The organism is Snodgrassella alvi (assembly GCF_040741455.2).
Lineage (GTDB): Bacteria > Pseudomonadota > Gammaproteobacteria > Burkholderiales > Neisseriaceae > Snodgrassella > Snodgrassella alvi_E.
On the sequence record NZ_CP160328.2, the window covers coordinates 1116097 to 1132762 of the forward strand.

Here is a 16666-nt window from a genome sequence, read left to right on the forward strand (position 1 = left end):
CATGATACCGGCCACAGAATTATCTTCATTACATCAATAAAACAAACTCATTGCTTTACCAATGATTTCATCATCGGAATAGTCGACCAATCTATACTATCAAGCAAATTCTTAACAATCAGCCCAAGCTCCGTGTCACCCTCAATTTTTAACCGGCGATTAAAAAACAGCGTATCCGGGTCTTCCTGCCGTAACAACATCTTCATAAAATCAGCAGTATTTGCGCTCAGACACAAATCCACGTCAGTACTAACATCCGAGACCATAAACCGCTGCTCCGAAGCACTGAAAAATAGATTTAATCCCAAGTCAGCCACCTCAACCCGAAATAAACGTCCGGCTAGCAATGACATATCAGCAAGCAAAATTTCTCTTTTTAGCAGCTGATTCAACGTCTGTACCAGCAACCATGCCGGCGGTTTAGCCGGCAGCCTTTCCACCACATTTTTCAGCAATCCCGGCATTACTCTGTCAGGTATTTGCATACATCACCTCTTTGCATTGATTCATTCCTGCCTTACCCTGCCAGTAGCCATCTACCAGCGTACCACCGGCATACCCTTTGAGCTCAGACAAAGCCGTTTCTGTTTCTAGTACACCAGCCATCACCTGCTGATGTAGCCGTATCGTATCCACCATATGTTGTGCTTGTGGAGAAAGCCTAAAACGGTTTACCCCGATTGCCTGCAATTGCTGATATTGTGCCAGTAAAGAATGACAACCAGCAGACATCGTCTGTATACCATTAATCGTCAAAAAAGCCTGCTGCTCACGCGTGAGCAATGGTAAACCGTCTGCATGCTCCAAGCATTTAAATTCACAACTATCCTTTTTCAGATTGTAATGGCGCGCCGTAAAACAGCGAGAAGAATAGGCCAGCGGCATTCTCCCCCAGCCAAATACCTCACAGTTTACATCCGGTACCGCCGCAATCATCTGCTCCAGCCGACCGGCTGACAACTCAATTGAAGCCACCCAGCGTTTAGCGCCAAGCGACTGCATCAACGCCAGCGTTTGCTCGTTATAAATATTCAATGCCTGTCCGGCGACAAAAGGAATTCCTTTAGCATGCAACAACCGTACAGCAGCAAGGTCATTAGCCTCTACACAGAAATCTTCCTGCTCCACCAACTTACGCAAACGTTTTAAATCAGACTCACTTTCCAAAAGCACCTGTGAAGACAGCACCACTTCACAGCCACCAGCCGCCACATCGCGCGCCAAATCAATCCAGTCTGCTACTTTCAACTCCTGCCGGCGCGAGCATACCGTTTCACCCATATAAACCGTGGCTAGCGGTTCACCAATCAGCTGCTGATAAAATTCCACAATCTGCTGCTTGTGCCAAAAAAACAAAATCGGCCCTAGAGACAAAGCCAGCTTATCCCGTTGCATCACTCACACCCCTTCATCACTTCCACGGCCGGTTATACGCTCCAAGCGTCACCTGCTGTCCTTCAGAAACCTTAGCCAACGCCTGCTGCCACTGCGGCTGCACCGTAAACGATTCAGGACACTGTACCGCCAAATCAAGCGCCTGCCGCAATACCTTCGTTACCTGCGCCGTATATGCCGGACTGCGCTGCCGTCCCTCCACCTTAATCGCCGCCACACCCATGGCCAACAACTGCGGTAAAATCTCCAGCACATTCAGGCTTGTCGGCTCTTCCAATGCATAATAAGTTTCATCATTTACCTGAAAACGCCCTTTGCACAAAGTCGGATAACCAGCTGGCTCGTCTGCTGCATACTGATCAATTAGAATATTATTTAAGCGTGCGTTCATTCTTGCTGCCTGCTGCTCCCAGCGCACATATTTTGCCGGTGAGCACACCCCAAACGTATTTGGAGATTCACCCGTCACATAACTAGACAGTAAGCAGCGCCCCTCCACCATCACACATAAACTGCCAAAGCCAAATACCTCAATTTCTACTGAAGTATGCTTAATCACCTGCTCCACCTGCGGCAGTGTCAGCACTCTCGGCAACACTACCCTCCGGATACCAAACAGCTCTTGGGCCAGATTAATTGCTTCATAATTAGTTGCCGAACCCTGCACAGACATATGCAGCGCCAGTTGTGGATGCGTCTTGTGTGCATAATTCAGCAATCCAAAGTCCGCCAGAATCACCGCATCCACGCCAATTTCGGCAGCCGTATCCACCGCCTGCTGCCATTTTCTTACTTCTCCTGCCTGTGCATAGGTATTTATCGCCATCAACACCTTACGCCCACGCCGGTGCGCATATGTAATTCCCTCTACCGCAGACTTAGAGTCAAAATTCAGACCAGCAAAATTTCGCGCATTGGTTGCATCCTTCAGCCCCATATAGACCGTATCCGCGCCATGATCTATCGCCATCTTCAACGCCGGCAGATTACCAGCCGGACACACCAGCTCTGGAACCTTAACACCCATCCGTTCTCACCATCCCAATCAACAGTAATCCAATCAGCTACCCATAATCAGTCGCAAATACCCAGTCCGCCTTGCGCCTTCCCAGCAGCCCACAAAACACCGGATTAAAACATCTAAGCCAAACGGATTTATTGACACGAAACAAGCAAAAACAGAAAAAAATTGAACTTTAATACCAATTTAAAACAAAAAAACACAAAAAAGTCTAAATTAAACAATGCTAACATTTACATACATCTATCAACTTACCCCTGTTTAGCCAGCCAAAACCCAACTCTCAAAACCGTTACCCTCAAGAATATCTCCCCAGCTTTCTCACAACCTATTACCAATATCCATACCAATCAAAATCTACTCAATTCAAATTATTAAGTGCATAACAATCAAATTAATGACATAATTCACATAAAAATCATATAACTTAAATCAACCTAACATTAAATTACATGATTCAACCCAAACAAAGAAGATAACCACAACCTCATACTTAGATAATATCGCTAAAAATCTAGAAAATTAGCACTATCAAACAACGAATTAAAAGATTTTAAAGGGGTTTACACATGGCAGACACCTACTGGGCCGCCCGAGAAGGAGACATCCTTTTACATACTTCAATATGGGCTGACATAGCCGGCGCAGCAGTAGAACTTGCGTGCTATGGAGCAATAGGTCTTATTCCCGGTGGTTTTATAGTGTCTACACTTGTTGGTATCGCTGTCGCAGCTTCTGGACTTAATGACGTCATATCAGATTTATCTGAAGAGGTCAGTAATTTATTTCCCTTGGCTGAAGATGGCAAAATCAAAACCGGATCGCCCAATACCCGCACCAATGGCAAAGCTTCCGCCCGCGCCGCAGGTGCCATAGATCAAAGCATTGAACTAAGTGACAGCAGCGAAGAACCACAGCAGCCCGAAAGCTTTATCGATATTGCTTCAAATGCACTAAATGACTTTGTAGAGTTTGCTGAAAACCTTCCCATGCAACTATACAGGCCTACCGTAGCCTCACCTGATCCCAGAGCAAAACCCAGAGATGACGACAAAATACTTTGCTGCAAACATCCGCATCTGCCCGGCACAGATGAATATCTAGCCGAAGGATCCAGCAAAGTCTACATCAACAGCCAACCGGCCGTACGCAGCAACGACCGCAGCACCTGCGAAGCCAAAGTCACCGACGACCATGCCGGCGGCGTCAAAGTATCCAACAACGTACGCATCGGTGGCGAACCCATCGTCGTCCGTGAAATCAGAAGCGGCAAACATCCCGTTGCCCTAGCGGCTAGCATTTTTACAATACTCCTCAACCCTAAAAAAATTTGTAACAAATTTTTTTGCTTTGCCACTACTTCGGTTGCCGTCGGCTATCTATCTTCTAAAATTACGGCAGCCACAAGGATCGGCCACCCCGTCCACCTTCCCACCGGCGCCAAACTCCTCTTCGGCACCGAAGACCTCGACTTCACCCTTCCCGCCCATCTGCCTCTCCAATGGCAACGCTTCTACAGCAGCGTCGACACCCGCTCCCATAACATGTTCGGCGCCGGATGGAGCGTCAGCTTCGAAGTCGAAATCGAAATCTCCCCCCAGCCCGATGGCTCCTGTGCCGCCGTCTATATCAACGAACAAGGCCGCCGCCTCGAAATCGACCCCTTACAACCCGGCGAAGGCATGCGCGGCATCAACGAAAACCTCACCATCCGCCGTGGCCAGCACAACCGCTGGGTCATCGAAGACGACGACGGCCTTTACCGCCTCTTCGAGCCCGACCCCAACCAACCCCACCGCCTCTACCTCACCGCACTTCAAGATCGCAACGACAACCGCCTCCTTCTTTACCGCGACAGCCACAGCCGCATCATCGAAATCACCGACAACGACCGCAGCACCCGCCTCTCCCTGCACTATCAGCATCCCCAGCACCCACAACGCGTCACCACCATCAAACAGCAACTGGCCAATGGCCACAGCCGGGTACTGGCACAATACCAGTACACCGCACAGGGCGACCTCCAACACGTCATCGATGCCGAACAGCGGCACACCCGCACCTTTGCCTACGACACCGGCCGACGCCTCATCTACCACCGCCTGCCCACCGGCCTGCACTGCCACTACCAGTGGGATTACTTTGCCGATGCCGCCGAAACCGCCTGGCGCGTCACCCATCACTGGACCGAAGCAGATGGCCAGCGACAAGAAGACTATCACTTTCACTACGATATTGAGCAACGCCTCACCACCGTCAAAGACAGCCTGGGACGCATCAGCCAGCATTACTGGAACGAAGTCTACCAAATCACCCGCTACATCGACCCCCTTGGTCACACCACCGCATTTGAATGGAACGACAACCAACAACTCATCAGCGTCACCGACGCCCAAGGTGGACAATGGCGCTACAGCTATGACGAACAAGGACGCGAAACCGCCGAAACCGACCCACTGGGACGCACCACCCAGACCCAGTGGTTACCCCACTGGGCCTTACCCACCATCAGCGTCGACCCCGACGGCAGCACCTGGCGCTACTACTATGATGAACGCGGCAACCTGCTGACCGTCATCGACCCCTTAAAACAACGCACCCGCTACCAATACGACCAGCACGGCCAAATAACCAGAATCACCGATGCCAGAGGTGGGCACAAATACCTGCGCTGGAACCCGAACGGCCAGCTTATCCAACATACCGACTGCTCCGGCTCCCTGACCCAGCTTGGCTACGACCGCCATGGCAACCTGACCGACATCACCAACGCCATCGGCAACAGCAGCCGCTACCAGTACAACGCCGCCGGCGACCTTATCAGCGCCACCTTGCCCGATGGCCGCCAAGAACACTTCAGCGTCAATGCAGCAGGACAATTACTGACCTATACCGACCCCGCCGGCCACACCACCCATTACCATCGGGACCCGCGCGGACTGGTGCACCGACGCACCGATAGCGCCGGACGCAGCATCCGCTTTCACTATGATACCTATAGCCGGCTGACTACATTAACCAACGAAAACGGCGAGCATTACCAATTCACCTACGACGCCGGCGACCGCCTAACCGAACAGACCGATCTGGGCGGACGTAAACAAAAGCTGACTTACGATCAGCTGGATAACGTCAGTGCCGTTCACTTTGCTGCCGGCAGCCCCGCCGAAATCACCCACCGCTTCACACGCGATGCCATCGGCCGACTGATTGGCAAACACACCCCCGATGGCAACACCGCCTACCAGTACGACCCCGCCGACAACCTCATCAAAGTCGGCTACAAAAAAGCCGGCTTACCGACCGAGGCCGAAGCAGACATCATCACCTTTCGCTACGACATCATCGGCAACCTGCTGAGCGAAACCACCGCACAAGGCACCCTCAGCCATCAGTACGACCAACTGGGCAACCGCATCGCCACCACCTTGCCCGATGGCCGTACCCTCAACAACCTCTATTACGGTTCCGGCCATCTGCACCAAATCAACCTCGACGGCACCACCATCACCGACATCGAACGCGACCGCCTACATCGCGAAGTCCTGCGTAGCCAGGGACAACTGAACACCGAATTCAGATACGACCGCAACAGCCGCCTGCAACACAAACAGACCCGGCGTGGCCACAACACCATCCTGCCCGACATCCTTACCGACCGCCGCTACCAGTACGACAACCTCGACCGGCTGGTGAGTAAAAAACATACCCGGCAAGGACAGACCGATTACCACTATGACCGCACCGGCCGTATCGAAAGCTGCCGCAACCAGGCCTACTGGGAAACCCTGCAATACGATGCCGCTGCCAACCTGCTGGATAAAAGACGCAACGAAGACAGCAGTACCGACAACCAGAACCTGATACGCTTTAACCAGCTACTCCACTTTCGTGGCCTGCAATACACCTACGACGCACACGGCCGTACCCACAGCAAACAGACCGCCAGCGGTACTCAGTATTACCACTACGATGCCGAACACCGCCTGACCGAAGTGCGTATCGAAAAATTAAACTGTACCGAACGTTACGGCTATGTCTACGATGCCTTAGGCCGACGTATCGAAAAACACCAGATAGACCGGGCGGGCAAAGCCTGCAACCGTACCCGTTTCCTGTGGGACGGGCTGAGAATGATTCAGGAAACCCGTACTGACAGAAGCAAAAGCGTCTATATCTACACTGATGAAAGCGGCTATGAACCCTTAGCCAGAGTAGAGACCACCACCGGTACGGAACAGAAAGTGCTGTACTACCACACCGATGTCAACGGTGCCCCGGAAGAACTTACTGATGAAGACGGTCACATTGTATGGGCATGCAGTTATCAGCTGTGGGGCAAACCGATACAGGAAATCGAACACAGCCAGATACAACAGAACCTGAGGTATCAGGGGCAGTATTTAGACAGAGAAACGGGCTTACATTACAATACTTTCAGGTACTATGACCCGGATATAGGCAGATTCACGCAGCCGGACCCGATTGGGTTGCTGGGTGGGTTTAATTTGTATCAGTATGCGCCTAATGGGTTGATGTGGATCGATCCTTGGGGTTTATGGACATATAATACGATGCCGAAGATTGATGGGTTCCAAAAGCATCATATTATTCCACAGCAACTGAAAAATCATAATTTAATTAAAGCGGCTGGTATGAATATTCATTCGGTTAAAAATATAATGTATCTGCCTACTTCAGCTGATGCGCATGCTACTAGAACCATTCACAACGGCTCACACTTTGCATACACACGGGATATAGAAGCGCAAATGAGTGACATTTATGAAAGGGGTCAAAAGGAAAATTGGACACAAAAGCAATACAAACAAGCTTTAAATAAACTAATAAAAAAAGAAAGAATTAATTTACGTAGTGGAAAAACTATTTTAAATAAAAATTCAATTAGGCCTTCCAAAGGATGTTGATATGATTTATGAACTTATGATAGATAATTATCCTAATAGTTATTGGTTCCAATATGACTCAACTAAAGTTGATCTTTACGAATTGTTACAATGCAAGGAGATTCAATCAAATAAACCATTAATTTTTAAATTAGAAAAAAAGGTAAGTGAAAAGCGTTTACTATCTTATGATATTTATTTCAGTGATGGTCCTGAATTTATCTCGCCTAGACTTGCCAATTTACTTTCAAACAATCAAGATTTTTTACATGATGTCCAGCTAATAGAGGCAACTATAATTGTTAATGGTCGCAGCTATTCTGGTTATAAGGTTTTAAATATTCTTCGTTTAATATCATGTATTGATATGAATAAATCTGAATATGAACCAATATTAGATGATTATCCTGATGGACCCAAAAAATTTTATAAAATCGTCTTTAAAGAAAATATGAATGAGCAATTTTGTATGGCAAGGTGTAAAGAATCTATAGGGCGAATTGTGATTTCAGAGTCGTTACGACAGTTTTTTATAAAAAATAAAGTAAAAGGAATAGATTGATCCATATAATTTAATTTAGTAAACCTGGCTATTAGCAATAGTCAGGCAAGACATCTGATAAACGAAATGCCATCTGTGGGACGGGCTAAGCATGATTCAGGAAACCCGTACTGACAGAAGCAAAAGCGTCTATATCTACACTGATGAAAGCGGCTATGAACCTTTAGCCAGAGTAGAGACCACCACCGATACGGAACAAAAGGTGCTGTACTACCATACCGATGTCAATGGTGCCCAGAAGAACTCACTGATGAAGAAGGTCACATTAGCAACTGAAAGATCATGATTTACTTAAAGCGGCTGGCATGAATATTCATTCAATTAAAAATATAATTTATCTGCCTACTTCAGCTGATGCGCATTCTACTAGATCTGTCCACAATGGTTATCATAGTAAATATAACACAGAGATGAGGTTCAAAATGGATGCAATATTAGAAACTGGAAAAGAAAATAATTGGACCAAAAAAGAATATAAAAAAGCTTTGAACAAACTAATAACAACGGAAAGAGCTAATTTACGTAAAGGTAAAACCATTCTGAACAAAAAATGGTGCTAAAATTATGTATATATTTGAAATTTCAGATGATTATCCAGAAAATTTTTGGTTTCAATATAAAACAAGTATGGTTCCTAGTCTTAGTTTAAAAAAATGTAAAGAGCTTAAAATAAAAGAGTCTTTACTTTTTAAAATAGAAAAAAAATAAGCGTAAAAAAATTACTTTCTTTTGATTTTTATTATAGCGATGGTCCAGATTTCATTTCACCGAGACTAGCGAATTTACTATCTGATAATAAAGAATTTTTAAAAGATGTTCAACTTATTGATGCCAATATAATTGTCAACGATTGCATATATACCGGCTACAAAGTATTGAATATTCTTCGAATGATATCTTGTATAGATTTAAATAAATCTGATAGCGAACCTATAATAGATTACTTACCTGATGGTCCAAAATGGTTTAACAAAATTGTTTTCAAACAAGATGTTATTGAAGATTTTTATATAGCTAGATGCAAGGAGTCTCATGGACATATTGTAATGTCAGATAAGTTAAGGCAATTTTTTATTGAAAAAAATATCAAAGGAATCGATTTATATCTATAATCAAGTTTACTAAAAATTAATATTTTCCAAAAAGAGAGCAAAAGGATATTGCTAGTGCTATCACTATTATTGTCGCTTGCACACAAACGCAATACAGAGAAGCTTTAAATGAACTAATAAAAACAAAAAGAATGGATTTACGTACTGGAAAAACTATTTTAAATAAAAATTCAATTAGGCCTTCCAAAGGATGTTAATATGATTTATGAACTTATGATAGGTAATTATCCTGATAGTTATTGGTTCCAATATGACTCAACTGTAGTTGCCAGTTACGAATTTATAGAATGCAAGGAGATTCAATCAAATAAACCATTAGTTTTTAAATTAGAAAAAAAAGTAAGTGAAAAACGTTTGCTCTCTTATGATTTTTATTTCAGTGATGGTCCTGATTTTATCTCGCCTAGACTTGCCAATTTACTTTCAAACAATCAAGATTTTTTACATGATGTCCAGCTAATAGAGGCAACTATAACTGTTAATGGTCGCAGCTATTCTGGTTATAAGGTATTAAATATTCTGCGTTTAATATCTTGTATTGATATGAATAAATCTGAATATGTACCATTATTAGAGAGTTTGCCTGATGGACCCAAAAAATTTTTTGAAATTGTCTTTAAAGAAAATATAAAAGAGCAATTTTGTATGGCAAGGTGTGAAGAATCTGAAGGGATAATTGTGATTTCAGAGTCGTTACGACAGTTTTTTATAAAAAATAAAGTAAAAGGAATAGATTTATACACATAATCCAATTTAGTAAACCTGCCTATTAGCAATAGTCAGGAAAGACATCTGATAAACGAAACGCTATCTGTGGGACGGACTAAAAAGAATGATTCAGGAAACCCGTACCGACATAAGCTAAATTGTCTACAAACCACTGGCTAAGATAGAGACCATAACTAAGCTAATCCTATAGGCAAGAATAATTCATGGCGGCATGTATACTTAGCTGCTGCTGATAAGCAAAAATAAAATCAAACCTCAAGCCGTTAGAAAGAAATGTTAACTAAAACAACGTAGTCAGGAAAATGCAGAATACGGCGTCGATATAAAAGAGTGGCTATAATCACGAGCGTACTCCAGAAAAATCATTGGATGGCATTTTTTAAATATTTAATGATAAAAACGAATGAAGCGGAGTAGACCTAAATAAGGTTAACATCTTGTTTATCTATTCAGTAGCAGAACACAGACTCAAAGAATTATTGGTTATTCACAAGATTAAGCATGTGCGTAAAAATGTACGTCCACAACAGTCTAAAATAACTCCAATCACAGTTAGTCAGCCTGCTGTAGCTAAAATTAAACCTGAAAGTTTTTATTTCAAATGAATTATTTTTGCTTAGTTAAAAATTAATTACATTGTTATATTAAACTAGCTTTTAACTCAGTATTAACATATTGTTTTTTTTAATCTGAAAAGCGATAGGCTGTGCTACCCAAAACTGTTTCTAAAATATTAAATAAACCTTAGTGATTTATTTGATTATATAAAATCAACACAATAAACTGTTGCAAAAATATTCAATAAAAATTTTAAATTTGTAAACTTTTAATTTTTATAAGCAAATTGAAATTAGTTTTATTAAACCTTCCATTTCAGGCGATATGATCATATTGGTGTCGTTATATTCTAAGATGAAATCAATATGAAAAAAAATTACCAATCAAAATTCACTAAATCAAAAAAAGCCTCAGTAGCCACTTCTGATGTATTATCCCAAGCGTGCAGAGTAATCGCTCCCAGTATTTTTCCCGATGCCACATGGAATGAAGCGGAGGTAATCGGGGCAATGATATGGTTATGGAGCAAACATCCTGATTACAAAAACGCTGCTATTAACTCTGCCTTAGAAAATTTAATTCCCATTATCCGTTCGAAAAACTTCGCCTTAATCATCACTCAACAGCGCCCTATCGGCTATATCAACTGGGCATATTTGAACCACGAGGAAGAAATTCAGTATTTGAATCAATCAAAAGACTATCTAACTTTTGTCAATTGCATGCAACCAGATCAAGACAAAAATTTATGGATATTATCATTTTTCTGTCCATTTGGTTTGCATGATGCTTTACTAACTAAATCAATCTGTAAAAAAGTTCTGCATAATCATTTGTGTTATTTTGGCTACCATAAATCAAAACAACAAACTGTTGTAAAAAATATTCAATGTTAATTTTAAATTTGTAATATTCTGATTTTATTAAGTAAATAAAAAAATAGTTTTATAAATCCAATAATTATAAGCGATAAGATCATCTTAGTTTCACCCTTGACTAAGAGGAAATCAGTATGAACAAAATCTACCAAACAAAGTTTAATAAAATAACGGGTACAACGGTAGCCTGTTCAGAACTGGTACGTAGAGCGTGCAAAGTTACAGCTACTTTAACTGTTTTAGCCGTATCGACAACCGCATTTGCTCAGGATTGCATACCCAATGCAGACGGATCAATCTTAGTTGGCGGCGGTGGACCGAATGATGGATGTAATAACGTAAAGGCCGCAACGGTTAATCAAAGTGGTAACGCCGGTTTTTATATTTTGACTCGTAACCATCTACGTGAACCACTTAATGTTGGGGACACTACCTTAATAGCTAACATAAATGGTGATTATACGGCTTTGGGAAATCAATACTCTTATGGGTATTCTAATGCCGCCATTAATGCCGGTAACTTAGATTTTACCGTCAACAGCAATGGCAATTTATCCGGCATTGCCTCATATCACAATGTTGACATAACAGCTAAAAATGTAGAGTTAAATATTAATAATAATTACTCCCGCGGCGGTAACTCAAGTGGTTCTGTCTCCTCCTATGGTATTTTAGCTGGTTCGGCTGCAAATGCTGGCGAAAGAAAAACATTCAATGGTAAATACACCACCATAACAGTGGATAAATTAACCATGAATCAGACAGCCACAGGGGGTAAAACCCAGCCAATATTAAATAATGGTATTCGAGCAATTCAGGGCGCTTTCGATAATTCAGGAGACGGCTCTACTGGGCGCGTTATTGTCAACGATGATTTAGACATGACCTTAACCGGTAATCGATCTATCGGTATTTATGTTTCCGGAAATCAAACTAATCATAAAGCTGCTGAAGATACCGGAGTTGAAGGGCAACTGACCCCAATAGTGGTTTTAAATGGCAAAAACAACAAAATCATCATTAATCAGGGCAGTGACACGTCAACATTAAACTGGGACAGTAACGGCATAAAATTAGGTAAAACGCGTAATACAGGGGAAGGCCCGGGAATACTTGAATCCCATGGAAATTTAACAATTGATACAACAAACGCGAGAAGTGGTAATGGCATAAAAATGGTGCGTAATTCTCTATTTAAAGCCAATTATGAGAATAGCGCCTCCACTATTAAAACCAACGGTTATGCATTAGAAATTGGTACTCACGACGATGCAACCAAAGATGGTAAATACGAACAAGCAGCTGCTCATGGTGTTAGAGCCAGCTTTAAAGATGCCGTTTTCACCACCACCGGTACCAGTGCCGATCCGGTAATTGAGGGCTCAGTGGGCCGGAAAGATTTAATCTTTGTCGATCAGGGGCAGGTTGATACAAACTTATCTTTTTCAGGCGATAAAACCAACCTGACTGCTCATAATGAAGGATATATAGTTAATATCAGTGGCAACTACACAGGGCCTAACTATCAGTACTTTTCAAACACTTATGACAATAGCGGAAATGAGCAAGGGCACGAAGCATATGAAGCTTCTTCAGTAACCTTTAATGCCACAGGTAAAGGCAGTATGACTGGGCTAGTCACCAAAGGAACGGTCAAAACTGAAGAAAAACAAGTGCTGGATGAAAGTTACAAACCTATTCTTAACATCAATTTAGATAATGGTTTTACTTGGAACTTAAAGAAAAGTGGCACCAACAATACCGCAAAATTTGATACCCTGAATCTAACTCACGGCTCTATTTTAAATGCTGCTTTTGATGATGCAGGTGGTAATGAATTCATACTGCAAGGCAACGTGAATAATGATGAAAGTATCATCAATCTTGATAATGCTTCCCATGCTAAATACAATGATATGGTAACCATTGTGGGTAATTACTCCGCAATCAATAATGCAATGGTTAAAATGAATACGCTGTGGAATCAACCGGGTGATGCTGAAGGAAATAATTCTCAATCTGATGTATTAAAAATCACTGGTACGGCCACTGGTGTAACCCGTGTTATACCCTTGAATGCAGACGGCAATGAAAATGTAATTGACGGTAACGTGCAGCAAGTTAATAAAGTTATCAATACCGTACCAGTGGTATATGTTGGTACCAGCAGCAACCTAAATACCTATAGTAGCCAAAATGCCTTTACGGGCACTGCGCATACAACAGGAGCAACGGAAGTACAATTAGCCAAACGTTCAAGTACAGATGGTGATGTATATTACTGGACAATGCAGGCTAAAGAAGAAACAGGCGGCGAAAATGGAGGTGGTGGTAATAGCGGAGGAGGTGAGACCACCACACCCAAAAAGCCAACACCGATATATTCCCATGCCGTTGCCGGTTATGTCGTTATACCGCATATCAATCAGGAACAAGGATTTGCCAGTATAAGTACCCTGCATGAACGTCGCGGAGAACACCTGACTTCAGATTTAACAGATTGTGCAAATTGTGACAGCAAGACTGAAAATTTCATCAGTGGACAGACATGGGGGCGAGTATTGGGCAAACATCTGAAACAAGATGGTAAAAACCGTTTAAATGCTGATTCTGATATCGCAGGTTTTCAGATTGGACATGATTTTTTCAGCCAGTTGCATGAAAATGGTAGCCACAATCATATTGGCACTTACATCGCTTACAGTAGAGCTAGTACCGATTTTTCTGATCAATACCGTGCGGTAAATGGTGTCATCACAGGTGATAAATATACCGGTAAAGGTAAATCAGATGCCATTAGTCTGGGTATCACCAACACTTATTACAATAGTAATAACAGCTATATCGATCTAGTAGGCCAGTTGTCTTATCTGCATAATAAATACGAAGCACGTGATGGCATTAATCCCGATAACCAAAATGGCTGGGGTTTCGCAATTTCTGTAGAAGCGGGCCAACCATTTGGGCTGACAAAATCAGTAAATACACAAGGTAATTGGAAGATTGAACCACAAGCACAACTGATATACCAATATATCAATCTAAATAGTTTTAATGACCGTTACCGACATGTCGATCAAAACGGTCAGGATGCGCTACGCGGCCGTGTGGGCGTGCGTGTGGCTTATGATGGCTACACTGCCATTGCCAAACCAGCCACTTTTTATGCTCTAGGCAATGTATGGCATGATTTTCTAAATCCAAGTCGTGTAGACATTGGTAGAGATAATCTACGCGAAAAATTTGCCAAAACATGGGGAGAATTAGGTATAGGTCTTAAAATTGCGCTAAAGAATAATAGCTTTATTTATAGCGATGTCCGCTACGAGCATGATTTTGGTAGCACAAAACGCGAAGGATACCGCGGTAGCCTTTCTTTTGAGCACAAATGGAAGTGATGAGAACGAAAGAATGAGTGCTTAGAATTTTATTCTATTGCAAATATTTTCACTAATGTACAACGTGGTCAGGCTAGACGCTCAACCACGTTTTTTTCAGAAATAAATATGCTTGTTTAATCTAAAATGATGTAAGAAAAAGATATTCGTACCAATAAAAATTTATTAATGATTCTGCATAAACGCTTTCATCCTTAATTCATTAGTGGATTTTTATTTTAAAAAATACTCCAATAATATTTATTTTTATCTTTTTTCAAAAAACGCTTTGAATAATTTTAAAAATTTATACAATTAGGGTAATGTTTAATATTTAATATCCAATAGTGGATTTATTCTATTGGTATTCTCTTCAATTATCTGAAACAAATTTCAAACATTCTTTCCAAGCTATGCCACTTCTTTCTTGGCCGCATTAACTACCAGGGCTGCCGCTTTTTTGTTACTTTTACGTTTTCCGGCAGTCTGTTTAGGGCTATTTTTCCTTTCGTGGGATGTATTGCTTCTGGATACTGCTCTTTTGACAGATGATTTATTAGGTATTGAGCTGCCAATTCCACACTGCTCGCTCCTGCTGCCGCTACCGCTGCACCTAATACTGCATGTGCCACCGGATGGGCTGTGCTGCCTTCAGCATCTTTGCCTTTAAAGTATTGGCCTATCTGATACGAAACCACCGGACTGGCTGTGGCTGCCAATATGCCCCCTACGCTATTGGTTGGTGCGGCCAATCCTGCTCCGATGGCGTTCAGCAGTAAGTCGCCTATGTTCCATTGCGACAGTTCTTTTTCGTATTGTTCCCGCTCTGATAAGGTCAGGTTTTCGTCTTTCAGTTTTTCTTTCAGGCTATCCTTTTTGCTGTTTATCATTGCTGAGGTAGCCTGTATATTGGCGCTGAATTCCTGTGTGACTTCACGCTGTGTATCCAGCTCTTTCTGAACTTTGTCTTTGTCAAAGTTGTTGCTCAGGTAACCGGCTTTATCCGCATAGTTGTCGTGCCATGCAGAGATTTAGAAAGCAATTAAAGATATCTGTATCATACTAAGATCTTTTTAATGTTAAACTTTTCATAACGTTTATGATTTTTAGAATAAATTGCTAAAGTCAACTTTTTTTAATTGAAGCTCATAAAGCAATTTATTTATAAACTCTTTGCTTGCTACAACTATTTTGTATAGTTCAATATCTGAATAGACTTTTTCCATCCATATACTACCAAACTGCCAATAGCCTGTAATTTCCTTCTTAAAGAATAAGATTGGCCCTTCTTCATAATCCATAGAGTAATATTCAAAATCACCCTGTTGATCACAAATCCAATCATTCAATTTCTTTGCCAATTCAAGTAGTAATATCCCATTCTCATCAAAAACTGGGATATTATCTATTAAAATAAATAAATTACCTTCAATTTTAGAAAAAAGCTGAGGATTTGATGAAACTTCACCGATAAATAAATCGGTATAATCAATATTTATTGAGAATTTACTGGGAATGCGTTCCATATTTTTCTATCATTTCCTATTATTATTCGGATACTTGTTTGACCTTTTGTACCAATTGGTTTATTCATATCAACTACAACTCTGAAAGAACCATCGACATTATTAGGTATAAATTTAGCATTAGGAGAGTTTAATGCCTCTTTAACTAAGTTTTGAATATCAGACACATTATTTGTATTAAATTGAGCACTTCTATTAGCTATAGTGCCAACCATATGCTTATCTTTTGGTGTCCATGTAGTTACATTATTTTTTGCTGCATCAAATGCAGTTTTAGAAGCATTATCTAAAGCCCCCCAATTATTATTTGGAATAATGGCCTCTTGCTTACCAGTAGTCGCCGTCGTTCCCTTTCCAGCATTCCCACCCACTCCTTTTCTAATTTTATCTTCCTTTATTAGATTAGCCACATTTTCAGTTTGCTTAACCATTTCTGCTACATTTCCTGCTTCTTTCGCTTTTTCATAGGCTTTTTGTGCAGTATGCATTTTTTTAGCTGCATCACCAACAAGTGGCACTACTCCAATTGCGGCAAATACATAATCTCCAACCGTCTCTGCTTCATACAATCCCTTTATATCTCCTATTATTGGTATAAAAT

Annotated in this window: 14 protein-coding genes; 8 read left to right on the forward strand and 6 right to left on the reverse strand. The window is 41.9% G+C overall.

Annotation, left to right across the window (positions count from 1 at the left end):
• Window positions 1-47: 47 nt before the first annotated feature.
• From ABU615_RS05125 to ABU615_RS05135, 3 genes are read right to left on the reverse strand one after another with little or no spacing between them, the layout of a single operon-like run.
• A complete protein-coding gene (locus tag ABU615_RS05125) occupies window positions 48-485 on the reverse strand; it encodes an SCP2 domain-containing protein (protein ID WP_367486949.1) in 438 nt (145 codons plus the stop codon).
• Window positions 472-1395, reverse strand: coding sequence for a U32 family peptidase (locus tag ABU615_RS05130; protein WP_267392195.1), 924 nt, complete (start codon window positions 1393-1395; stop codon window positions 472-474). The genes ABU615_RS05125 and ABU615_RS05130 overlap by 14 nt, the downstream gene beginning before the upstream one ends.
• Window positions 1396-1411: 16 nt before the next feature.
• Complete coding sequence (locus ABU615_RS05135; RefSeq protein WP_267408566.1) at window positions 1412-2422, reverse strand: peptidase U32 family protein; 1011 nt, start codon at window positions 2420-2422, stop codon at window positions 1412-1414.
• A 563-nt stretch (window positions 2423-2985) separates the two neighbouring features.
• On the opposite strand from ABU615_RS05135, the gene ABU615_RS05140 reads away from it, so the two are divergent.
• The 8 genes from ABU615_RS05140 (at window position 2986) to ABU615_RS05175 (ending at window position 14560) form a co-directional block, all read left to right on the forward strand.
• The gene (locus ABU615_RS05140) at window positions 2986-7344 is read left to right on the forward strand and encodes an RHS repeat-associated core domain-containing protein (RefSeq protein WP_370389323.1); all 4359 of its coding nucleotides are present in this window, start codon (window positions 2986-2988) and stop codon (window positions 7342-7344) included.
• Window position 7345: 1 nt separating this feature from the next.
• Window positions 7346-7885, forward strand: coding sequence for an imm11 family protein (locus tag ABU615_RS05145; RefSeq protein ID WP_367486938.1), 540 nt, complete (start codon window positions 7346-7348; stop codon window positions 7883-7885).
• Window positions 7886-7976: 91 nt separating this feature from the next.
• Window positions 7977-8171 (forward strand): hypothetical protein, encoded by a 195-nt coding sequence (locus ABU615_RS05150; protein ID WP_367486936.1) that lies wholly within the window; start codon window positions 7977-7979, stop codon window positions 8169-8171.
• On the forward strand, window positions 8158-8445 hold the full coding sequence (locus ABU615_RS05155) for an AHH domain-containing protein (protein WP_370389351.1): 288 nt from the start codon (window positions 8158-8160) through the stop codon (window positions 8443-8445). The genes ABU615_RS05150 and ABU615_RS05155 overlap by 14 nt, the downstream gene beginning before the upstream one ends.
• 315 nt (window positions 8446-8760) lie before the next feature.
• Entirely contained in the window at window positions 8761-8997 is a 237-nt protein-coding gene (locus ABU615_RS05160; protein ID WP_367486930.1) for an imm11 family protein, read from the forward strand.
• Window positions 8998-9195: 198 nt separating this feature from the next.
• Window positions 9196-9744 carry an imm11 family protein gene (locus tag ABU615_RS05165; RefSeq protein WP_367486927.1) on the forward strand — a complete coding sequence of 183 codons (549 nt, stop codon included), beginning with the start codon at window positions 9196-9198 and terminating at the stop codon, window positions 9742-9744.
• A gap of 905 nt (window positions 9745-10649) precedes the next feature.
• Window positions 10650-11180 carry a toxin-activating lysine-acyltransferase gene (locus tag ABU615_RS05170; protein ID WP_367486925.1) on the forward strand — a complete coding sequence of 177 codons (531 nt, stop codon included), beginning with the start codon at window positions 10650-10652 and terminating at the stop codon, window positions 11178-11180.
• Between the two features lie 116 nt (window positions 11181-11296).
• The gene (locus ABU615_RS05175; RefSeq protein WP_370389324.1) at window positions 11297-14560 is read left to right on the forward strand and encodes an autotransporter outer membrane beta-barrel domain-containing protein; all 3264 of its coding nucleotides are present in this window, start codon (window positions 11297-11299) and stop codon (window positions 14558-14560) included.
• A gap of 419 nt (window positions 14561-14979) precedes the next feature.
• Here ABU615_RS05175 and ABU615_RS05180 read toward each other — a convergent pair whose 3' ends face one another.
• The 3 genes from ABU615_RS05180 to ABU615_RS05190 all read right to left on the reverse strand — a co-directional run bounded on the left by ABU615_RS05180 (window position 14980) and on the right by ABU615_RS05190 (window position 16634).
• Window positions 14980-15429 (reverse strand): hypothetical protein, encoded by a 450-nt coding sequence (locus ABU615_RS05180; protein ID WP_370389325.1) that lies wholly within the window; start codon window positions 15427-15429, stop codon window positions 14980-14982.
• Between the two features lie 216 nt (window positions 15430-15645).
• A complete protein-coding gene (locus ABU615_RS05185) occupies window positions 15646-16065 on the reverse strand; it encodes a hypothetical protein (protein ID WP_367429136.1) in 420 nt (139 codons plus the stop codon).
• Window positions 16035-16634, reverse strand: coding sequence for a hypothetical protein (locus ABU615_RS05190; RefSeq protein ID WP_370389326.1), 600 nt, complete (start codon window positions 16632-16634; stop codon window positions 16035-16037). Before ABU615_RS05190 ends, ABU615_RS05185 begins: the two co-directional genes overlap by 31 nt.
• Window positions 16635-16666: the final 32 nt, after the last annotated feature.